This is a genomic window from Neotamlana nanhaiensis, from assembly GCF_000943555.1.
GTDB lineage: Bacteria > Bacteroidota > Bacteroidia > Flavobacteriales > Flavobacteriaceae > Neotamlana > Neotamlana nanhaiensis.
Genome location: NZ_JTDV01000001.1, coordinates 272,002 through 289,973, shown reverse-complemented (window position 1 = coordinate 289,973; position 17,972 = coordinate 272,002). Strand labels below are relative to the sequence as shown.

General features: G+C 36.4%; 11 protein-coding genes and 1 pseudogene. All 12 read left to right on the top strand.

What is annotated here, in order from left to right; all coding sequences use genetic code 11:
- Positions 1-5 precede the first annotated feature (5 nt).
- The 12 genes and pseudogenes from PK35_RS01060 to PK35_RS01010 all read left to right on the top strand — a co-directional run bounded on the left by PK35_RS01060 (position 6) and on the right by PK35_RS01010 (position 17,971).
- On the top strand, positions 6-2,129 hold the full coding sequence (locus PK35_RS01060) for a RagB/SusD family nutrient uptake outer membrane protein (RefSeq protein ID WP_082048490.1): 2,124 nt from the start codon (positions 6-8) through the stop codon (positions 2,127-2,129).
- 376 nt (positions 2,130-2,505) lie between these two features.
- Positions 2,506-2,574 (top strand): annotated as a pseudogene (locus PK35_RS18005) (hypothetical protein); the annotation flags it as partial.
- A gap of 85 nt (positions 2,575-2,659) precedes the next feature.
- Positions 2,660-4,210 (top strand): alpha-N-arabinofuranosidase, encoded by a 1,551-nt coding sequence (locus tag PK35_RS01055; protein WP_044624801.1) that lies wholly within the window; start codon positions 2,660-2,662, stop codon positions 4,208-4,210.
- A 9-nt stretch (positions 4,211-4,219) separates the two neighbouring features.
- Complete coding sequence (locus PK35_RS01050; RefSeq protein WP_082048489.1) at positions 4,220-5,941, top strand: arabinan endo-1,5-alpha-L-arabinosidase; 1,722 nt, start codon at positions 4,220-4,222, stop codon at positions 5,939-5,941.
- A gap of 60 nt (positions 5,942-6,001) precedes the next feature.
- A complete protein-coding gene (locus PK35_RS01045) occupies positions 6,002-6,931 on the top strand; it encodes a glycoside hydrolase family 43 protein (RefSeq protein ID WP_117624639.1) in 930 nt (309 codons plus the stop codon).
- Between the two features lie 5 nt (positions 6,932-6,936).
- The gene (locus PK35_RS01040) at positions 6,937-7,923 is read left to right on the top strand and encodes an arabinan endo-1,5-alpha-L-arabinosidase (RefSeq protein ID WP_044624800.1); all 987 of its coding nucleotides are present in this window, start codon (positions 6,937-6,939) and stop codon (positions 7,921-7,923) included.
- A gap of 3 nt (positions 7,924-7,926) precedes the next feature.
- Positions 7,927-9,888, top strand: a complete 1,962-nt coding sequence (locus PK35_RS01035) for a glycoside hydrolase family 127 protein (protein ID WP_082048488.1) — start codon at positions 7,927-7,929, stop codon at positions 9,886-9,888.
- Positions 9,889-9,896: 8 nt separating this feature from the next.
- On the top strand, positions 9,897-11,609 hold the full coding sequence (locus tag PK35_RS01030) for a GH39 family glycosyl hydrolase (protein WP_082048487.1): 1,713 nt from the start codon (positions 9,897-9,899) through the stop codon (positions 11,607-11,609).
- Positions 11,610-11,630: 21 nt separating this feature from the next.
- Positions 11,631-12,971 carry an MFS transporter gene (locus PK35_RS01025; RefSeq protein ID WP_044624799.1) on the top strand — a complete coding sequence of 447 codons (1,341 nt, stop codon included), beginning with the start codon at positions 11,631-11,633 and terminating at the stop codon, positions 12,969-12,971.
- Between the two features lie 3 nt (positions 12,972-12,974).
- Positions 12,975-13,976, top strand: a complete 1,002-nt coding sequence (locus PK35_RS01020; RefSeq protein WP_044624798.1) for a family 43 glycosylhydrolase — start codon at positions 12,975-12,977, stop codon at positions 13,974-13,976.
- Positions 13,977-14,160: 184 nt separating this feature from the next.
- On the top strand, positions 14,161-16,143 hold the full coding sequence (locus tag PK35_RS01015) for an alpha-L-arabinofuranosidase C-terminal domain-containing protein (protein ID WP_044624797.1): 1,983 nt from the start codon (positions 14,161-14,163) through the stop codon (positions 16,141-16,143).
- A gap of 154 nt (positions 16,144-16,297) precedes the next feature.
- The gene (locus PK35_RS01010; protein WP_044624796.1) at positions 16,298-17,971 is read left to right on the top strand and encodes a ribulokinase; all 1,674 of its coding nucleotides are present in this window, start codon (positions 16,298-16,300) and stop codon (positions 17,969-17,971) included.
- Position 17,972: the final 1 nt, after the last annotated feature.

Genomic DNA, 17,972 nt, shown 5'->3' with positions numbered 1-17,972 from the left:
AAAGAATGATGAAAAAAATAGTTTATATCATATGCTCTGTTTTAATGTTAATTACAACAGCATGCGAAAAAGATTTTTTAGAAACAGAGTCACCTTCTAGTTTAGATGAAGATTTCTTGTTTTCAGATCCAAGTGAGGCTTTTAAAGCTGTTGCGGGGATATACGATGTACAATACGATTTAGATAGATTGTTGTATTATGAAACTGAAGTGGTAGGATCAGATTCTGAATGTCACCCGGAAAACTATAGCTCACAAGGGCGTCATATTCCTGAGGGTTTGTTTGCATCAGAATTTAATATCAACGACGGAAACTCATCTAAAACATGGCGCGAATGTTATCAAGTAATTACTCGAGCTAATTTAGTTATAGAAGGCATTGAAAGTAATGCCGATTATCAAAACGATAAAGAAAGTAACACAAAAAGTGAATGGACTCAATTATACGGTGAGGCAATTGCATGTCGTGCTACGGCCTTTAAATTATTAGTGCGTTATTTTGGTGATGTACCATATTTTAATTATGCAATTAGAAGTGCTTCGCAAGCCGATACCATTGGTTTAACTTCTAGAGATAAAATTTATGATGGTGAAATTGAAGCTTTACAACAAGCGGTACCATTAATGTATAGGTTAGGTGAAGGTGGTATTACTGCCGAACGTTTTTCTGGTACTTATGCCGATGCCTTAATTGGTCGTTTGGCTTTTGATGCTGCTGGTTACCAAACGCGTAGAACCGATTTTGATTATGGCAGTGTAACTTTCGATCAAATTGGTGTTGAAAACTCAACGTGGCAAGCTAAATACGTACGTCGTTCAGATTGGAGGTCGTATATGGAATTAGCTAAAACGCATTATTTAAATGTAATGAATAATCCAGGGACAGCCATGTTAATTGAAGTAGACGAAAGAGGAGCTGGGTTTGATAATCCGTTTCAACGCAATTTTCAATATTTAATGGATTTACAAGTAAGCCCAGAATCGTTATACGAATCAGGTTATACTAGAGGTAAGAATTCCGATTTCCCATATTCTTTTGGGCGTCCTTCTGGTGGTGGAGGTTCAAATGCTTATCCACCAAAAAATTATGGACAAGCAAGAATTTACGCTAGTTTTTATTATGGCGACTTTTTGCCAAACGATAAAAGGCGAGATGTAACCGCTTGTATAACTGCAAATTCTGGAGCTGCTTCAGAGCGTTTAATTAATTTTGAACCAGGAAGTAGAGAAAAAGGAGGTTTAGCTATGAATAAATTAGACGAATCTCGTTTTGCCGATCCTTATACTGTACGCCAACGTCAATCTGGTTGTAACTGGCAACAATTAAGAATGGGTGATGTTATGTTAGATTTAGCTTATGCTGCGGCAGCAACTGGCGACGAAGCAACAGCAAAAACCTATTTAACAAAAGTACGTAGTCGTGCATTTTCATCTGCTGATCAATCGGTTCATGTAACCGGTTACATTAGTCCGCTTTCTGGTCAAGCTTTATTAGATGCTATTGCTTTCGAACGAAAATTAGAGCTTGCAGGAGAAGGTAAAACGCGCTGGGATATGACGCTTTACGGAACTATGCCAGAACGTATTTACAATTTACGTAATCGCCAAATAGCAATGGTTGAAGGTTTAAAGGATAATGGGTATTACACATTCCCAGATACTGGAATGACAATTTCAAATTATGTTTGGACCAAGTTTGTAAATATTAAAGATGATGTTGATGCATCGTTAAACTTGTTAACAACACAATCTCCTGACGGTATAACTTCCTCCGATCCAACTTATCCGGTATTAGTCCCTGGTTGGAGAGGTACAAGCGATTTATGGACTGATTATATTTCAACATTAGCTAGCGATAAGGTAAATCTTGCAATTATGGGGTTATATAGTTATATCGATCCTAATGGGGCAGAAGCTGCTGCGCTTGAAGCCGACGGGTATGTTATGTCACCGTGGGGAATTAATATAGTTAATAACGAAAGTCAATATACTTCCGATATTTTTAAAGGCTATCCAGATGCTTATTATTCCGAAGGACAACCACCACGTTATAATCGTGCTATACCGTTTACAACTTTAGCTGCATCAAACGGTTTAATTACACAAGGTTATGGACATGCTTCAGAGTAAATAAAAGTTAAAATATATCATTTTAATTTAACACCTCGTTTTTGCGAGGTGTTTTTTTGTTTAAAACTTTTGTAAAGCGTGAATTCTATTGCTACAAAAATGACAACGATTACATTTTTAAATTTTAAAATTACACTTGTAAGTAAAATTTATTTGGATATGTTAAATTTTTGTTATTATTTTACAAATGTAAGTTTTACACTTATAGTAAAAAAATAACTTAAACTAAATTAAACCAAACACGTATGTTAACAATTAAAAGAATAACATGCGATTACTTACTGCTTCCCTATTGTTTTTTAAATATTAAAAAAATAATAAATCGAGTAATTGTTAACTTCTGCATTCCAGATAAAGAGCCTACTTTTATAGAAATAGGTATTTCCCAATTCCGCAATTAGAAATGGATAATAATAAAGGAATGGGTCAAAACGATGGCTATTAATAGATAAGCATAATATATATTTTTTGAATTAGTTATTATATATGGCAGGCTTTAGGCTTGCCATATATTCTTAAAAAGTAATCCTATGAAAAAATCAACACACATTAAATTAACTTGTCTTTTTGTTTTGGCAACAGCACTTGTTAAAGCTCAAAACGTAACTAATGTAAAACTTACCAATCCAGACGATGCTCCAATAATTAGCAAACATATATATGGGCATTTTGCCGAACATTTAGGACGCTGTATTTATGGAGGTTTTTATGTTGGTGAAGACAGTGATATACCGAATACAAATGGTGTGCGTAATGATGTTATTAAAGCTTTAAAAGAATTAAAAGTGCCTAATTTAAGATGGCCAGGTGGTTGTTTTGCAGACACATATCATTGGAGAGATGGTATTGGCCCTAAAGAAGACAGACCAGAAATGGTAAACCGTTGGTGGGGTGGTGTTACGGAAGATAATAGTTTTGGTACACACGATTTTTTAAACTTATGTGAAGTTTTAGAAGCCGAACCTTATTTGGCAGCAAACGTTGGTAGTAGTACGGTACAAGAATTTACAGAATATATTCAATATGTTACTCATCCAGATGGGAGCCCAATGGCCGATTTACGTAAAAAAAATGGTAGAGAAAAGCCTTGGAGTATTGGTTTTTGGGGTGTTGGAAACGAAATGTGGGGTTGCGGTGGTAACATGACTCCAGAATATTATGCCAATATTTACAGACAGTATGCGACTTTTATGTCAGATTGGACAAACTCTCACGGTATGTACAGAGTGGCTTCAGGAGCTAATGTTGCCGATTATCATTGGACCGAAGTGTTAATGCGCGAAATTCCAAAAAGTTTAATTGAAGGTGTGGCTTTACACTCATATTCATTTGTAACATGGAGTAAAAAAGGATCGGCTACAGGTTTTAACGAAGCTCAATATTTTTCAACCATGGAAACGGCGTTAAAAATGGATGAGCTTATAAAAAAGCACACCGAAATAATGGATAAATACGACCCAGAACATAAAGTTGATTTAATTGTTGACGAATGGGGTGGTTGGTATGAAGTTGAAGAAGGTACAAACCCAGGGTTTTTATACCAACAAAATACCATGCGTGACGCTATGATTGCGGGTACAACATTAAATATTTTTAACAATTGGGCACACCGAGTAAAAATGGCAAACTTAGCACAAACCATTAATGTGCTTCAGGCGGTTATTTTAACCGAAGATGAAAAAATGTTGCTTACACCAACGTATCACGTTATGAAAATGTATAACGTACATCATGATGCCAAATTATTACCTGTAGAATTCGAGTCACCTAAATACGAGTTTGAAGGAAAATCGTTGCCTTCAATTTCTATTTCAGCTTCAAAAGATAAAAACAATGTGGTGCATATTTCATTGGTTAATATTGATGCATCAAAAGAAAATACTGTAGAATTAGATGTTGAGGCTTTAGGATTTAAAAAGGCAGAAGGTCAAATTTTAGTTTCTAAAAAACTTCAAGATCATAATACTTTTGATAATCCTAAAAATATTGTTCCAGAGTTGTTTAAAGATTTCAAAATTAAAAAAGGAAAATTGTCGGTTACTTTACCACCATTTTCGGTTGTTGTTTTAGAAAGTAAGTAATAATACAATATGGCTTTTACAATAAAAGAAATTAATTTAAAAAAGCATTGGCCTGTATTTTTTATTTCATTGTTTTTAGGTATAACAAACTGTACAAAAGATGAAGCAGGAGGCGATGATATAAATTATCAGGCAGCAGGAACAGTCATTAGTACGGAGTGTAGTGGTACTATAAGAGTGGTTACATATGCCGATGGTAGCGGTGGAACTTATAAAAACCGTTTTGAAAACTCAGTTGAATGTGGTTATGAAGAACCTGCAGAAGGCTTTAATGGGCCAACCTATCCCGATAATTATACATCAATGGCTTCTTGGGGTTTTAGAGCGCAATGGAACTTAGCTAATGTGCATGATCCAACAGTAGAAAAAGATGGTGAATACTATTACATGTATCAAACCGATGCGTCTTACGGTAATGCGCACGATGGGCATGGGCATTTTCATCACCGTCGCTCTAAAGATCTTGTAACTTGGGAATATTTAGGAAGCAGTATGCCATCGCCACCAACTTGGATAAAGGATACGTTAAATAATAAAAGAGCGCGAATGAATCCGGCATTACCAGCAATCGAAAATCCGCAATATGGGTTTTGGGCGCCTTACATAAAAAAAGTGGGTAGTGTTTATAGAATGTATTATAGCGTGGTAGTAATTAACCATATTGTAGGGAACAATACCAATGCTTCATGGACAGAAAGAGCTTTTGTTGGACTTATGGAAACGGATAATCTAGCTTCAAACAGTTGGACAGATAAAGGAATGGTGGTTTGTTCTATTGAAGATGGCCTTGAAACTTACACAAGAACTAGCGGTAACGATTGGAGTGGATATTTTAAATTTAATGCCATCGATCCTACAATGATTATTACTCCTGAAAATGAGCACTATTTAATTTACGGCTCATGGCATTCTGGAATTGCAGCAGTTAAGTTAGATCCAGCAACTGGTAAGCCAAATAAGTTGGAAACTTTAGATGATTATGGTGTTACCGTTGCAAAACGTGGTTTTAGCAGATGGCAAGCAAGTGAAGGTCCCGAGATTATTTATAATCCAGATACCGATTACTATTATTTGTTTTTAGCTTATGATGAACTTTCTGTGGCTTACAATACCAGAGTAGCTCGTTCTAGAAATGTAACAGGGCCGTATATTGGTATTGACGGTGGCGATGTTACCAATGGAGCCGATTGTTATCCTATGCTTACGCATCCGTATAAATTTAATAATCATACGGGTTGGGTTGGTTTTTCACATTGTTCTGTTTTTCAAAATCCAGATACAAACAAATGGTATTATGCATCGCAAGCCAGATTACCAGAAAATGTTCCAGGAATAAACGTGTCGAATGCTGTTATGATGGGACACGTTAGAGAAATTGAATGGACTTCAGATGGTTGGCCAGTTATTGCGCCAGAACGCTATGCGAATGTACCTGAAACCGAAATTACCGAGGCGTCTTTTGTTGGGAGTTGGGAACATATTCCTATGCAATATCAATATAGAACCGTTCAAAACGCGCAAACTATTTATTTGAATACAAATAATAATATTAGTGGCGATTTTTCAGGGTCTTGGTCTTATGATAGCGGTACTAAAACCTTAAATATTAACGGTATTGAATGCAAAGTTTTTGATGCCTGGGATTGGGAAGCTTCTACAAGAAAAGTTACAATTTCTTATTCTGGTTTAACAGCTTCAGGAATGCCTATTTGGGGTAAAAAAATTAATTAGGAAATGGAGAAACACACTATGAGAAAAGCGTTTCTATACTTAATCACTGTTGCAAGCATTATGGCTTGTAAAAGTGCTAAACAGACTAATAATAAATCAACCGATTTAAAATTAAACAATCCAATTATAACCGATAAGTATACCGCCGATGCAGCGGCTATGGTACACGATAACACGGTGTATTTATATGCAGGACACGATCAAGCGCCTAACGATGTAAATGCGTATCGTATGCATGAATGGTTGGTCTATTCATCAACCGATATGGTACATTGGGAAGAACATCCCGTACCATTAAAACCAACCGATTTTAAATGGGCGTCGGGTAGTGCCTGGGCATCAGAGGTTGTAGAGCATAATGGTAAATTTTATTGGTATGTAACCGTTGAACACGGAAGTATTCATGGTAAAGCTATTGGTGTGGCGGTATCCGATAACCCAACCGGACCGTTTACAGATGCTATTGGTAAAGCCTTAATTACAAACGACATGACAACCCAAACACAAATTAGTTGGGATGATATCGATCCAACGGTTTGGATTGATAACGACGGACAAGCTTATATTTTCTGGGGAAATACCGTTTGTAAATATGCGAAACTAAAATCAAATATGATTGAACTTGATGGACCAATCATGACCATTGATTTGCCAAACTTTACCGAAGCACCTTACATTCATAAAAAGGGCGATTGGTATTATTTGTCTTATGCGTATCAATTTCCTGAAAAAATAGCTTACGCCATGAGCAAATCTATCACTGGGCCATGGGAATTTAAAGGTATTTTAAATGAAGTCGCAGGAAATAGTAACACCAACCATCAATCTATAATCGAGTTTAAAGGAAAAGATTATTTTATTTATCACAACGGTAGTATTCCAACGCATGGTGGAAGTTTCAGACGTTCGGTTTGTGTCGATAGGTTATATTATAAGGAAGACGGCACACTAAAACGTGTTATTATGACTTCCGAAGGTATTCAAAATTAAATCCAATGAAATCAGCTAAACTTTTCATATTACAATGTCTTTTTTGTGCCAGTTTATTGTCATGTGCACAAACAACCAAACCCATAACGCACGATCCGGTGGTTGCAAAACAAGGTGATACCTATTATTTGTTTTGTACCGGACCAGGAATTACACAATTTACTAGTAAAGATTTAAAAACATGGACGAAAGCCAAACGTGTTTTTGCCGAAAGTCCAAAATGGGCAAAACAGGTAGCGCCAGGTTTTAACGGTCACATTTGGGCGCCAGATATTACGTTGCACAATGGCAAATATTATTTGTATTATTCCATTTCTGCATTTGGTAAAAATACTTCAGGAATTGGCTTGGTAACTAATAAAACTTTGAACCCAGATGATGAAAATTACAAATGGGAAGATCAAGGTTGTGTGATTCAATCGGTTCCAAATCGTGATATGTGGAATGCCATCGATCCGAATTTAATTTTTGATGAAGAAGGCACACCGTGGTTAGCTTTTGGTTCGTTTTGGAGCGGATTAAAAATGGTTCAATTAAATGATGACTTAAAAACTTTGGCAGAACCACAAAAATGGGTGCCTATTGCAAGTAGAACGCGCAGCGAAAATATACCTGATGCCGATGCTGGCGATGCCGCTTTAGAAGGACCATTTATATTTAAAAAAGGCGATTATTACTATCAGTTTCTGTCATGGGATTATTGTTGCCGAGGCGAAAACAGTACCTATAAATTGGTGGTTGGTCGCTCAAAAAGCGTTACAGGTCCTTATGTAGATAAAACAGGTAAAAAACTCACCGAAGGTGGTGGTAGCATGGTGATAGAAGGTAATAAAAATTGGTATGGTGTTGGGCATAATAGTGTGTTTACTTTTAATGGAAAAGATTATACATTTATGCACGGCTACGACGCTAGCGATAAAGGATTACCTAAATTAATTGTAAAAGAATTGACCTGGATAGACGGGTGGCCATCTGTAAAAGCAATGGATTAATTTATGAAAACACTAAAAAACTTAAGTTTAGGTTTAGCGCTGCTTACAATTGTTGGTTGCAAAACCGAAAATAAAATAGATGCAGAAGAAGCAACTACAGCTACAGATACTGGTTACAACATTCAGCCAGTAGATATTCAACATGTAAAAGTTACCGATGCATTTTGGTTACCTATAATCAAGCGCGTTCAAGAAAAAACCATTGCTTATGCCATTGCAAAATGTGAAGAAGAAGGGCGTTTAGATAACTTCTTAATCGCCGGAGGAAAAATGGAAGGTGAAGTTAAAGGTGAAATGCCTTTTGATGATACCGATGTTTATAAAATTATTGAAGGGGCATCTAATTCTTTAATAAGTGCACCTAACCAAGAATTAGAAACTGTTTTAGATTCTTTGGTTAACATTATAAAAGTAGGACAAGAAACCGATGGTTATTTAACAACCTGGAGAACAATTAACCCTGCAAAACCACCTGCAACTTGGGTAAAAACACCAAAAGGTGTACGTTGGGACGGATTATTTATGAGTCACGAGTTATACAATGCAGGCCATTTATATGAAGCCGCAGCGGTACACTACAAGGCCACAGGAAAACGTAATTTTTTAGATATAGCCTTAAAAAATGCCGATTTAATGGTGGACACTTTTGGCGAAGGTGAAGGGAAAATTCAAGCCGTTCCAGGGCATCAAATTATTGAAACGGGATTAATTAAACTGTATCAAATTACAGGAAAAGAAGCCTATTTAGATTTAGCAAAGTATTTTTTAGATAATCGCGGAAACCCCGATAATCATGAGTTATTTGGAGCTTATTCTCAAGATCATGTACCTGTGGTAGAGCAAGACGAAGTGGTTGGACATGCCGTAAGAGCTGTTTACATGTATGCAGCCATGACCGATATTGCGGCAATAAAAAAAGACAGTTTATATGCTGCCGCGGTTAACAATCTTTGGGAAAATATGGTAAACAAAAAAATGTATGTTACAGGCGGTATTGGTGCGCGACACGATGGTGAAGCTTTTGGTGAAAATTATGAATTACCTAACCTAACTGCATACAACGAAACCTGCGCTGCAATTGGCGATGTTTATTGGAATCACAGGTTACACAATTTATACGGCGATGTTAAATACTTCGATGTTATCGAGCGTACGTTGTACAACGGTTTAATTTCAGGTTTGTCGTTAGATGGAACAAACTTTTTCTATCCAAATGCATTAGAATCTGATGGCGTTTATAAATCCAATCGTGGGTCATGTACGCGTCAGGCTTGGTTTGATTGTTCGTGCTGTCCGACCAATGTTATTCGTTTTGTGCCTTCAATTCCAGGGTTAATATATTCGCAATCTAAAAATACGGTTTATGTCAATTTGTACGCATCTAGTAATGCCGATATCAATTTAGGTAGCGAGACTGTAAGCATATCACAAGAAACAGCATATCCATGGAACGGAAAGGTTAACTTCAAAATCAATTCAAATTCCGGTTTAACCGTTAAATTCCGTGTTCCTGGTTGGGTAAGAAATGAGGTTTTACCAAGCGATTTATACGCTTTCGCGGATACTTATAATGGCAAACCTACTTTAAGTATTAATGGGGAACAAGTTTATGCTTCCGTTAAGGATGGTTACTTTGAAGTTACCAGAAATTGGAAAATCGATGATACTATCGAACTTAATTTCCCAATGGAAGTACGAACTGTAAAAGCAAACGAAAATATAGAGGACGACCAAGGAAAACTCTCTTTAGAATACGGGCCATTAGTATATGCCGTAGAAGAAGTCGATAATGAAAATATTGATGCGATTACGGTTTCAACTTCCGATGAATTTACGGTGAAAAAAGAATCGACGCTCGAAGGTGTAAATACAATTTCAAATGAAACATTAAAAGCAATTCCTTATTACGCTTGGTCTAACCGTGGTGTAAATAAAATGAAGGTTTGGCTTCCAGAAACTAAATAACAAACATTATGACAAAGTATGATTTTCAAAAAAAAGTACGTTTTGCAATTTTAGTTGCAACAATTAGCGCATTCAGTTTTTGCTATGCGCAATCTGATTCCACTCAAATAGTGATTAATGCCGATAAAACTGAAGGCGAAATGAATCCTATTTGGGCTTGGTGGGGTTACGATGAACCCAACTATACCTACATGAAGGATGGTAAAAAATTACTATCAGAAATAGCATCGCTTAGTCCCGTACCGGTATTTGTAAGAGCGCATAGTTTATTGGTTACTGGTGAAGGAACGCATGCTTTAAAATGGGGTTCTACGAACGCTTATACCGAAGATGAAAATGGAAACCCAATATATGATTGGACTATAGTTGATAAAATTTTTGATACTTACATAGAACGTGGAATGAAGCCCATTGCTCAAATAGGGTTTATGCCAAAAGCGTTATCCTCAAAGCCAGAACCATACAGACATTACTGGAAACCAGGTGCTGCGTACGGAGATATTTATACAGGATGGGCATATCCACCAAAAGATTATGAAAAATGGGCGGAGTTAGTGTATCAATGGGTAAAACATTCTGTTGAGCGTTATGGAAAAACCGAAGTAGAAAGTTGGTATTGGGAATTGTGGAATGAACCAAACATTGGCTATTGGCAAGGTACAACCGAAGAATATATAAAACTGTACGATTATAGTGCCGATGCCGTAAAAAGAGCGTTGCCAACTGCCAAAGTAGGCGGACCAGAAACTACAGGTCCTGGTTGGGATAAAGCCGCTAATTTTTTACGTACGTTTTTAGATCATGTAAAAAGTGGAAAAAACTATGCCACAGGCAAAACAGGTTCACCGTTAGATTTTATAACCTTTCATGCAAAGGGTAGCCCAAAAGTAGTGAACGGTATGGTTCAAATGAATATGGGCGCGCAATTAAATGATATCAGTAAAGGTTTTGAAATAGTTGCTTCATATCCAGAATTTAAGCATTTGCCAATAATTATTGGAGAATCCGATCCTGAAGGTTGTGCGGCATGTTCGGAGGCCGATTATCCGCATAATGCATATAGAAATGGTACTATGTATGCAAGTTATACTGCGGCTTCATTTGCAAGAAAATATAAATTGGCTAAGCATTTTGATGTTAATCTTTTAGGCGCAGTAACTTGGGGGTTTGAGTTTGAAAACCAACCATGGTTTGCGGGTTTTAGAGATATGGCTACTAATGGCGTTGATAAACCTGTACTAAATGTTTTTAGAATGTTTGGTTTAATGGGAGGCGATTTAATTGAGGTAAATCAAGATAATCTTAATTATGATTTTTTAAAAATAAGAAATAAAAGCGTTCGAGAGGTGTATTCAGATGTGAATGCTTTGGCATCAAAAAAAGAAAAATCTATTACAGTAATGGTTTGGAATTATCATGATAATGACGACTTAACAATAAGCGATCAACTTATAAATCTTCAAATTAATAATATTGAATCAAAGAAGGTTTTAATGAATCATTATAGAGTAGATCAAAACCACAGTAATTCCTACACGGTTTGGAAATCAATGGGATCACCTCAAAACCCAACCGAGAAGCAAATTCAACAGTTAGAAAAATCAGGGCAATTACAATTATTAAATTCTCCTGAATGGCGTGAAATATCAAATGGTAAACTAGACTTAAAATTTGATTTACCTATTCAAGGCATATCATTAATACAGTTAACCTGGGAATAATTTCAGGAAACTTTTTAATAAATGAAATCAGATAATCAAAAATTAAGCATACTCGAAAAAATAGGGTATGGTTCTGGAGATGCAGCGGTAAACGTGGTAATATCATCCATGTTTTTAATTATAACATTTTTTTACACCGATGTTTTTGGGTTAAAACCAAAGGACATGGCGATGTTATTTTTATTAGTGCGATTAATTGATGCCATTACCGACCCTTTAATGGGGTTGTTAACCGATAAAATAACAACCAAATGGGGGCGATACAGGCATTACTTTTTATTTCTGGCTGTGCCATTTGGTATTTCGGTGTTCTTAACATTCACCACTCCGAGTTTCGATTACACAGGTAAAATGATTTACGCTTACGTAACTTATATTTTCGTAACTATCATGTTTACATCGGTTACAATTCCGTATATATCTTTAATTAGTGTGATGACTAGCGATCCTAAGGAGAAATTATCAGCCAATGGTTATCGCTTATTTTTTGCAAAAATAGCAGCGTTTTTAGTTTCTATAGTCGTTCCAATTTTAGCAGAAAAATTAGGAAAAAATGATATTGCACGTGGTTATCAATTAGCCATGGGAATTATGGCATTAATGGGTACATTATTATTTATTTTTACATTCTTCACAACCAAAGAACGTGTTGAGCATAAAGTAGATGATAAACCATTACTAGAACAATTTAAGCTCCTCGTAAAGAACTGTCAATGGACGTTGCTTTTCGGGGTATGTTTAACCGGAACCGTAGGTTATGTAATTCGTGGTTCTGTGGCTATTTTTTATGCGAAATACTTTTTAGGAGGCGATGCTAGTGTACAATCTACCTTTATGGGAACCGGTGTTGCTGCGGCTATTTTAGCAATGCCAGCGTCAACATTTATTACAAAAGTGTATTGTAAGGTTAAGATGTTTAAATACACACAATTGGCAGTTGGAGGTATTAGTTTGCTAATGTTTTTCATCATTAAACCAGGCGATATGATATTGGCTTATGTTCTGTATTTCATCTTATCTTTTGTAGTCGATTTACATGCGCCTGTATTTTGGTCGGCCATAGCAGAAGCCGTAGATTACGGTCATGCCGAAACTGGTAAACGCGTATCAGGATTGTCCTTTGGAGGTATTTCGTTCGCTCAAAAATTAGGAATGGGAATTGCTGGTGCTGCGGTAGGATATCTTTTAGATGGTTTTGGATATGTTCCAGATGTGGCACAAACCGAAACCGCTTTGCTCGGTATTACCTTAATGTTAACCATTATACCTGGTGTATTTCATGTTATCATGGGCTTGCTCATGTTCCGATATAAAATCACAGATTCTTACTACGAAACTATTAAAACTAAATTGAATATTTAAAAAATGAGCAATTCGTTTACAAACGAACCAATTGTAGAACAACGTGCCGATCCTTTTATTTACAAGCATACCGATGGGTACTACTATTTTACAGGATCTGTGCCAACTTACGATACCATAGAATTACGTCGTGCAAAAACCATAGCCGAATTACAAAATGCTGAAACATTTAATGTGTGGTTTAAGCATGAAAACGGACCAATGAGTCGCCACATTTGGGCACCAGAAATTCACTATTTAGACGGAAAATGGTACGTGTATTTTGCCGCAAGTGAAGAAGAAGATATTTGGAAATTACGACCGTATGTTTTAGAATGTACAGGGCAAAATCCATTACAAGATGAATGGGTAGAGTTAGGGCAAATGCAAGCAGCCGATGGTGATAATAAATCGTTTATAGATTTTTCATTAGATGGTACTGTATTTGAAAACAAAGGCAAACGCTATTTCTGTTGGGCAGAAAAAACAGGCGGACAATTTGCAGCTTCAAATTTATACCTCGCCGAAATGGAATCGCCCATTAAATTAAAAACCACGCAATTTATGCTTACAACACCCGATTACGATTGGGAACGCTTAGGGTTTTGGGTAAACGAAGGGCCTGCTGTTATAAAAAATAGCGGAAAAATATATATCGCATTTTCTGCAAGTGCAACAGGTTCTTGTTATTGTATGGGATTAATGAGAGCCGATGAAAATGCCGATTTGTTAGATAGAAATTCTTGGAAGAAAACCAGATATCCAGTACTTCAAACTAATGAAGAAAAAGGGATTTACGGTCCAGGTCATAACAGTTTTACTGTTGATGAAAACGGAAACCCATTAAGTATTTATCATGCTAGAGATTACGAGCATGCAGTTGGAGATCCAACGGTTGTGCCTAAAACCGATACGCGTCCGTTAGATGAAATTAAAGCGGATCCGTTATACGATCCTAATCGTCATGCCAGAGTTATGGAAGTGAAATTTGATGACGATGGCGCACCAATTTTCGAATATTTTTAGGCATATTTAATAAAGGGGACATGTATTCCAAAATTGGACAGTATGTACCCTTTTTTTAAACGATTGATACCCTATTTAAAAGCTTGAAATATGTCAATTTTATAAAATATTTCAGCGATTAATTAAATAAACCGTTTATATAAATTTACGGTTACTTTGTTATCACTTATTTATAAGTAATTTAATGAAACCAACTAAACCAATTACCTTAATCGCGGTATTGCTTTTTCAAAGCTTACTGCTTGTAGCTCAAGATGCACGTTTACAAATCGATCTTACCAAAAATGTAAACGAAATTCAGCCAACGATGTACGGTATTTTCTTTGAAGATATCAATTTTGCTGCCGATGGCGGTTTATATGCCGAAATGGTTAAAAACCGATCTTTCGAGTTTACAATTGCACCTTTCATGGGATGGCATCAGCCAAAAACCAATAGGTATTCTTTAAATGAAAAATCAGGAATGGCTTCTGTGGTAAAGCATAAAGAAGGCTCTGGTAATAAAAACTTTTGTCGTGTTACTATAAATGATGCATCGGGTTATGAATTGATCAACGAAGGTTTCCGTGGTATGGGCATAAAAGAAAACGCTGTGTATAACGTTTATCTATCTGCCTTAAATAAAAGTGGTAATATTTCAGAAATAACACTTCAGTTAATAACCAAAAATGGCGACGTTTTAGGTGAAACAAAAATTGAAACTAGCAGTGCTAATTGGAAAGATTATCAAGCACAAATTACGGTCAGTAAAACTGAAGAAGAAGCGCAGCTAAAATTGACTTTTAAAGGTACAGGAGTTATCGATTTAGATATGATTTCGATGTTTCCTGTAGATACTTGGAAAGGCAGAGAAAAAGGACTTCGTAAAGATTTAGTACAACTATTATACGATTTAAAACCTGGCTTTTTAAGATTTCCAGGTGGTTGCGTTGTTGAAGGAAGAACGCTTGAACGTCGCTACCAATGGAAAAAAACAGTAGGCGATGTTGAAGATAGAGAATTGTTAGTCAACCGTTGGAATACCGAGTTTTCACATAAAGCAGCACCAGATTATTATCAGAGTTTTGGTATTGGTTTTTATGAGTATTTTCAGTTATCTGAAGATTTAGGCGCAGAACCGTTACCAATTTTAGGTTGCGGTATGGCATGTCAGTTTAATACGGGCGAGTTGGCACCATTAGAAGAGCTTGATCCTTACGTACAAGATGCTATCGATTTAATTGAATTTGCAAACGGTGATGCTACAACAACTTGGGGTAAGCTAAGAACCGACATGGGGCATCCAGAACCTTTCAATTTAAAATATGTAGGAATTGGTAACGAGCAATGGGGGCCAGACTACATAGATAGATACAAGATTTTTGCCGAAAAAATAAAAGCGCAACACCCAGAAATTATTATTGTTTCGGGAAGTGGGCCATTCCCCGACGGTGAACAGTTTGAATACGGTTGGAAAGAACTTAAAAAATTAGATGCCGAAATTGTAGATGAACATTATTATCGTCCGCCACAATGGTTTTTAGAAAACGCAGGTAGATACGATGATTACGATAGAAACGGCCCAAAAGTATTTGCAGGAGAATATGCAGCTCACCCAAAAGGAGTTTCCGATGGAAACACAGAAAACAATTGGGAAGCAGCATTATCCGAAGCGGCTTTCATGACAGGTTTAGAGCGTAATGCCGATGTTGTGGTTATGACGTCTTATGCACCGTTAATGGCACATATAAATGCTTTTCAATGGGCACCAGACATGATTTGGTTTAACAATCTAGAATCTTATGGTACGGCAAATTATCAAGTGCAAAAGCTGTATTCAAACAATGCTGGAACACATACAGTATCGTTAACACAAAACGGTAAGAACGTCATAGGATCAGATGGATTGTATGCTTCAGCGGTAAAAGATGTTAGTACAAAAACACTAATTATCAAAATTGCCAATACCAGTAAATCAAACAAAAGTTTAAGTTTTAGTGTAAATGGTGCTTCTTTAAAAAGAAATGCCACTATTACTACTATTGAAAATACAGATTTAAAAGCATACAACGATTTTGATAATCCTGAAAAAGTAAGTCCCAAATCTTCAAACATCAAAGTAAAACGAAAAGCAATCAACGTTCAAATACCACAACAATCGTTTAGTGTTGTTAAAATAAAAATATAAGTGTAAATTTGACACTTATATGAAATTAAAATATATATTTGTACAAATTAATAATATATCAATATAAGCAGAACGTTAACTATAAATTTGCTAATATCGAGCATTTTAGTTGGTAATAAAGGTTGAATGTGACCATAAAAACACAAAATAACACATGAAAACATACGTAATAGGTCTAGATTATGGTTCAGACTCTGTAAGAGCGGTACTAATCGATACAAAAAATGGGGCAGAATTAGCTTCAGAAGTATTTTGGTATCCGCGTTGGAAAGCACAACAATACTGTAATGCTGGTATTAATCAGTTTAGACAACATCCACTAGATCACATTGAAGGTTTAGAGCATACTATTAAATCGGTAATCGCGCAAAGCGAAGTGGCTCCAGAATCGGTAGTAAGTATTTGTATCGATACTACAGGTTCATCACCGCTTCCTCTAAATAAAGAGGGCGTGCCTTTAGCTTTAGTTGATGGTTTTACTGAAAATCCTAACGCTTTAATGGTACTTTGGAAAGATCATACAGCGGTAAAAGAAGCTAACGAGATTAACGATTTGGCAAGAAGTTGGGGTGGTGAAGATTACACAAAATATGAAGGCGGAATTTATTCATCGGAATGGTTCTGGGCAAAAATATTACACATTGCTCGCGAGGATAAGGCGGTAAAAGAAGCGGCTTACACTTGGATGGAGCATTGCGATTACATGACGTACATGTTGGTTGATAATCAAGATTTAGCAACTTTTAAACGCAGTCGTTGTGCGGCAGGACATAAAGCCATGTGGCACGAAAGCTGGGGCGGATTACCAGATGAAGCCTTTTTAACGCAGCTTGACCCTTATTTAGCTGAATTAAAAGGCAACTTATACAGTGAAACTTACACATCTGATGAAATTGCTGGTAATTTAAATGAAGAATGGGCAACTAAATTAGGCTTAACAACAAAAACTGTAATTGCCGTTGGTACCTTCGATGCGCATTCTGGTGCGGTTGGTGCCAAAGTAGATAAGCACGCTTTAGTTCGCGTAATGGGAACTTCAACTTGTGATATTATGGTTGCCGATGAAGTGGTAATTGGCGCTAATTGTGTGAACGGTATTTGCGGACAAGTAGATGGCTCGGTAATTCCAGGTATGATTGGTTTAGAAGCTGGTCAGTCGGCTTTTGGTGATGTTTTAGCGTGGTTTAAAAACGTATTATCATGGCCAATTGATAATTTAGTGATGACTTCTGATATCCTTTCGGAAGAACAAAAAACCAAATTAAAAGATGAAGTTGAAGCTAATTTTATTAGAACGTTAGCGGTTCAAGCAGAACAAATTCCGTTAGAAGAAGCAGTGCCAATTGCTTTAGATTGGGTAAATGGTAGAAGAACGCCAGATGCTAACCAAGAGTTAAAAGCTGCTATTTCGGGTATTTCTCTAGGAACAAAAGCACCTCATATTTTTAAAGCTTTAGTAAACGCGATATGTTTTGGTTCTAAAATGATTGTAGATCGTTTTGAAAGCGAAGGTGTAAAAATTGATACTGTTATTGGTATTGGTGGTGTGGCACGTAAATCACCATTTATCATGCAAACCTTAGCAAACGTATTAAACATGCCAATTAAAGTTGCAGAATCAGATCAAGCACCAGCATTAGGAGCGGCCATTTATGCAGCAGTTGCAGGTGGTGTTTACAGTGATGTTATCGAGGCTAGTAAAGTAATGGGTAGCGATTTTGAAGCGGAATATTTCCCACAGGCAACCGAAGTTAAAGTGTATGCTAAATTCATGGAGGCTTATAAAGCCTTAGCTAATTTTATAGAAGACACCATAAAAACAAAATAAA

Excerpts from the sequence above, each read along its gene's own strand:
- PK35_RS01060 (WP_082048490.1), top strand. The coding sequence starts at position 6 with ATGATGAAAAAAATAGTTTATATCATATGCTCTGTTTTAATGTTAATT.
- PK35_RS01055 (WP_044624801.1), top strand. The coding sequence starts at position 2,660 with ATGAAAAAATCAACACACATTAAATTAACTTGTCTTTTTGTTTTGGCA.
- PK35_RS01050 (WP_082048489.1), top strand. The coding sequence starts at position 4,220 with ATGGCTTTTACAATAAAAGAAATTAATTTAAAAAAGCATTGGCCTGTA.
- PK35_RS01045 (WP_117624639.1), top strand. The coding sequence starts at position 6,002 with ATGGCTTGTAAAAGTGCTAAACAGACTAATAATAAATCAACCGATTTA.
- PK35_RS01040 (WP_044624800.1), top strand. The coding sequence starts at position 6,937 with ATGAAATCAGCTAAACTTTTCATATTACAATGTCTTTTTTGTGCCAGT.
- PK35_RS01035 (WP_082048488.1), top strand. The coding sequence starts at position 7,927 with ATGAAAACACTAAAAAACTTAAGTTTAGGTTTAGCGCTGCTTACAATT.
- PK35_RS01030 (WP_082048487.1), top strand. The coding sequence starts at position 9,897 with ATGACAAAGTATGATTTTCAAAAAAAAGTACGTTTTGCAATTTTAGTT.
- PK35_RS01025 (WP_044624799.1), top strand. The coding sequence starts at position 11,631 with ATGAAATCAGATAATCAAAAATTAAGCATACTCGAAAAAATAGGGTAT.
- PK35_RS01020 (WP_044624798.1), top strand. The coding sequence starts at position 12,975 with ATGAGCAATTCGTTTACAAACGAACCAATTGTAGAACAACGTGCCGAT.
- PK35_RS01015 (WP_044624797.1), top strand. The coding sequence starts at position 14,161 with ATGAAACCAACTAAACCAATTACCTTAATCGCGGTATTGCTTTTTCAA.
- PK35_RS01010 (WP_044624796.1), top strand. The coding sequence starts at position 16,298 with ATGAAAACATACGTAATAGGTCTAGATTATGGTTCAGACTCTGTAAGA.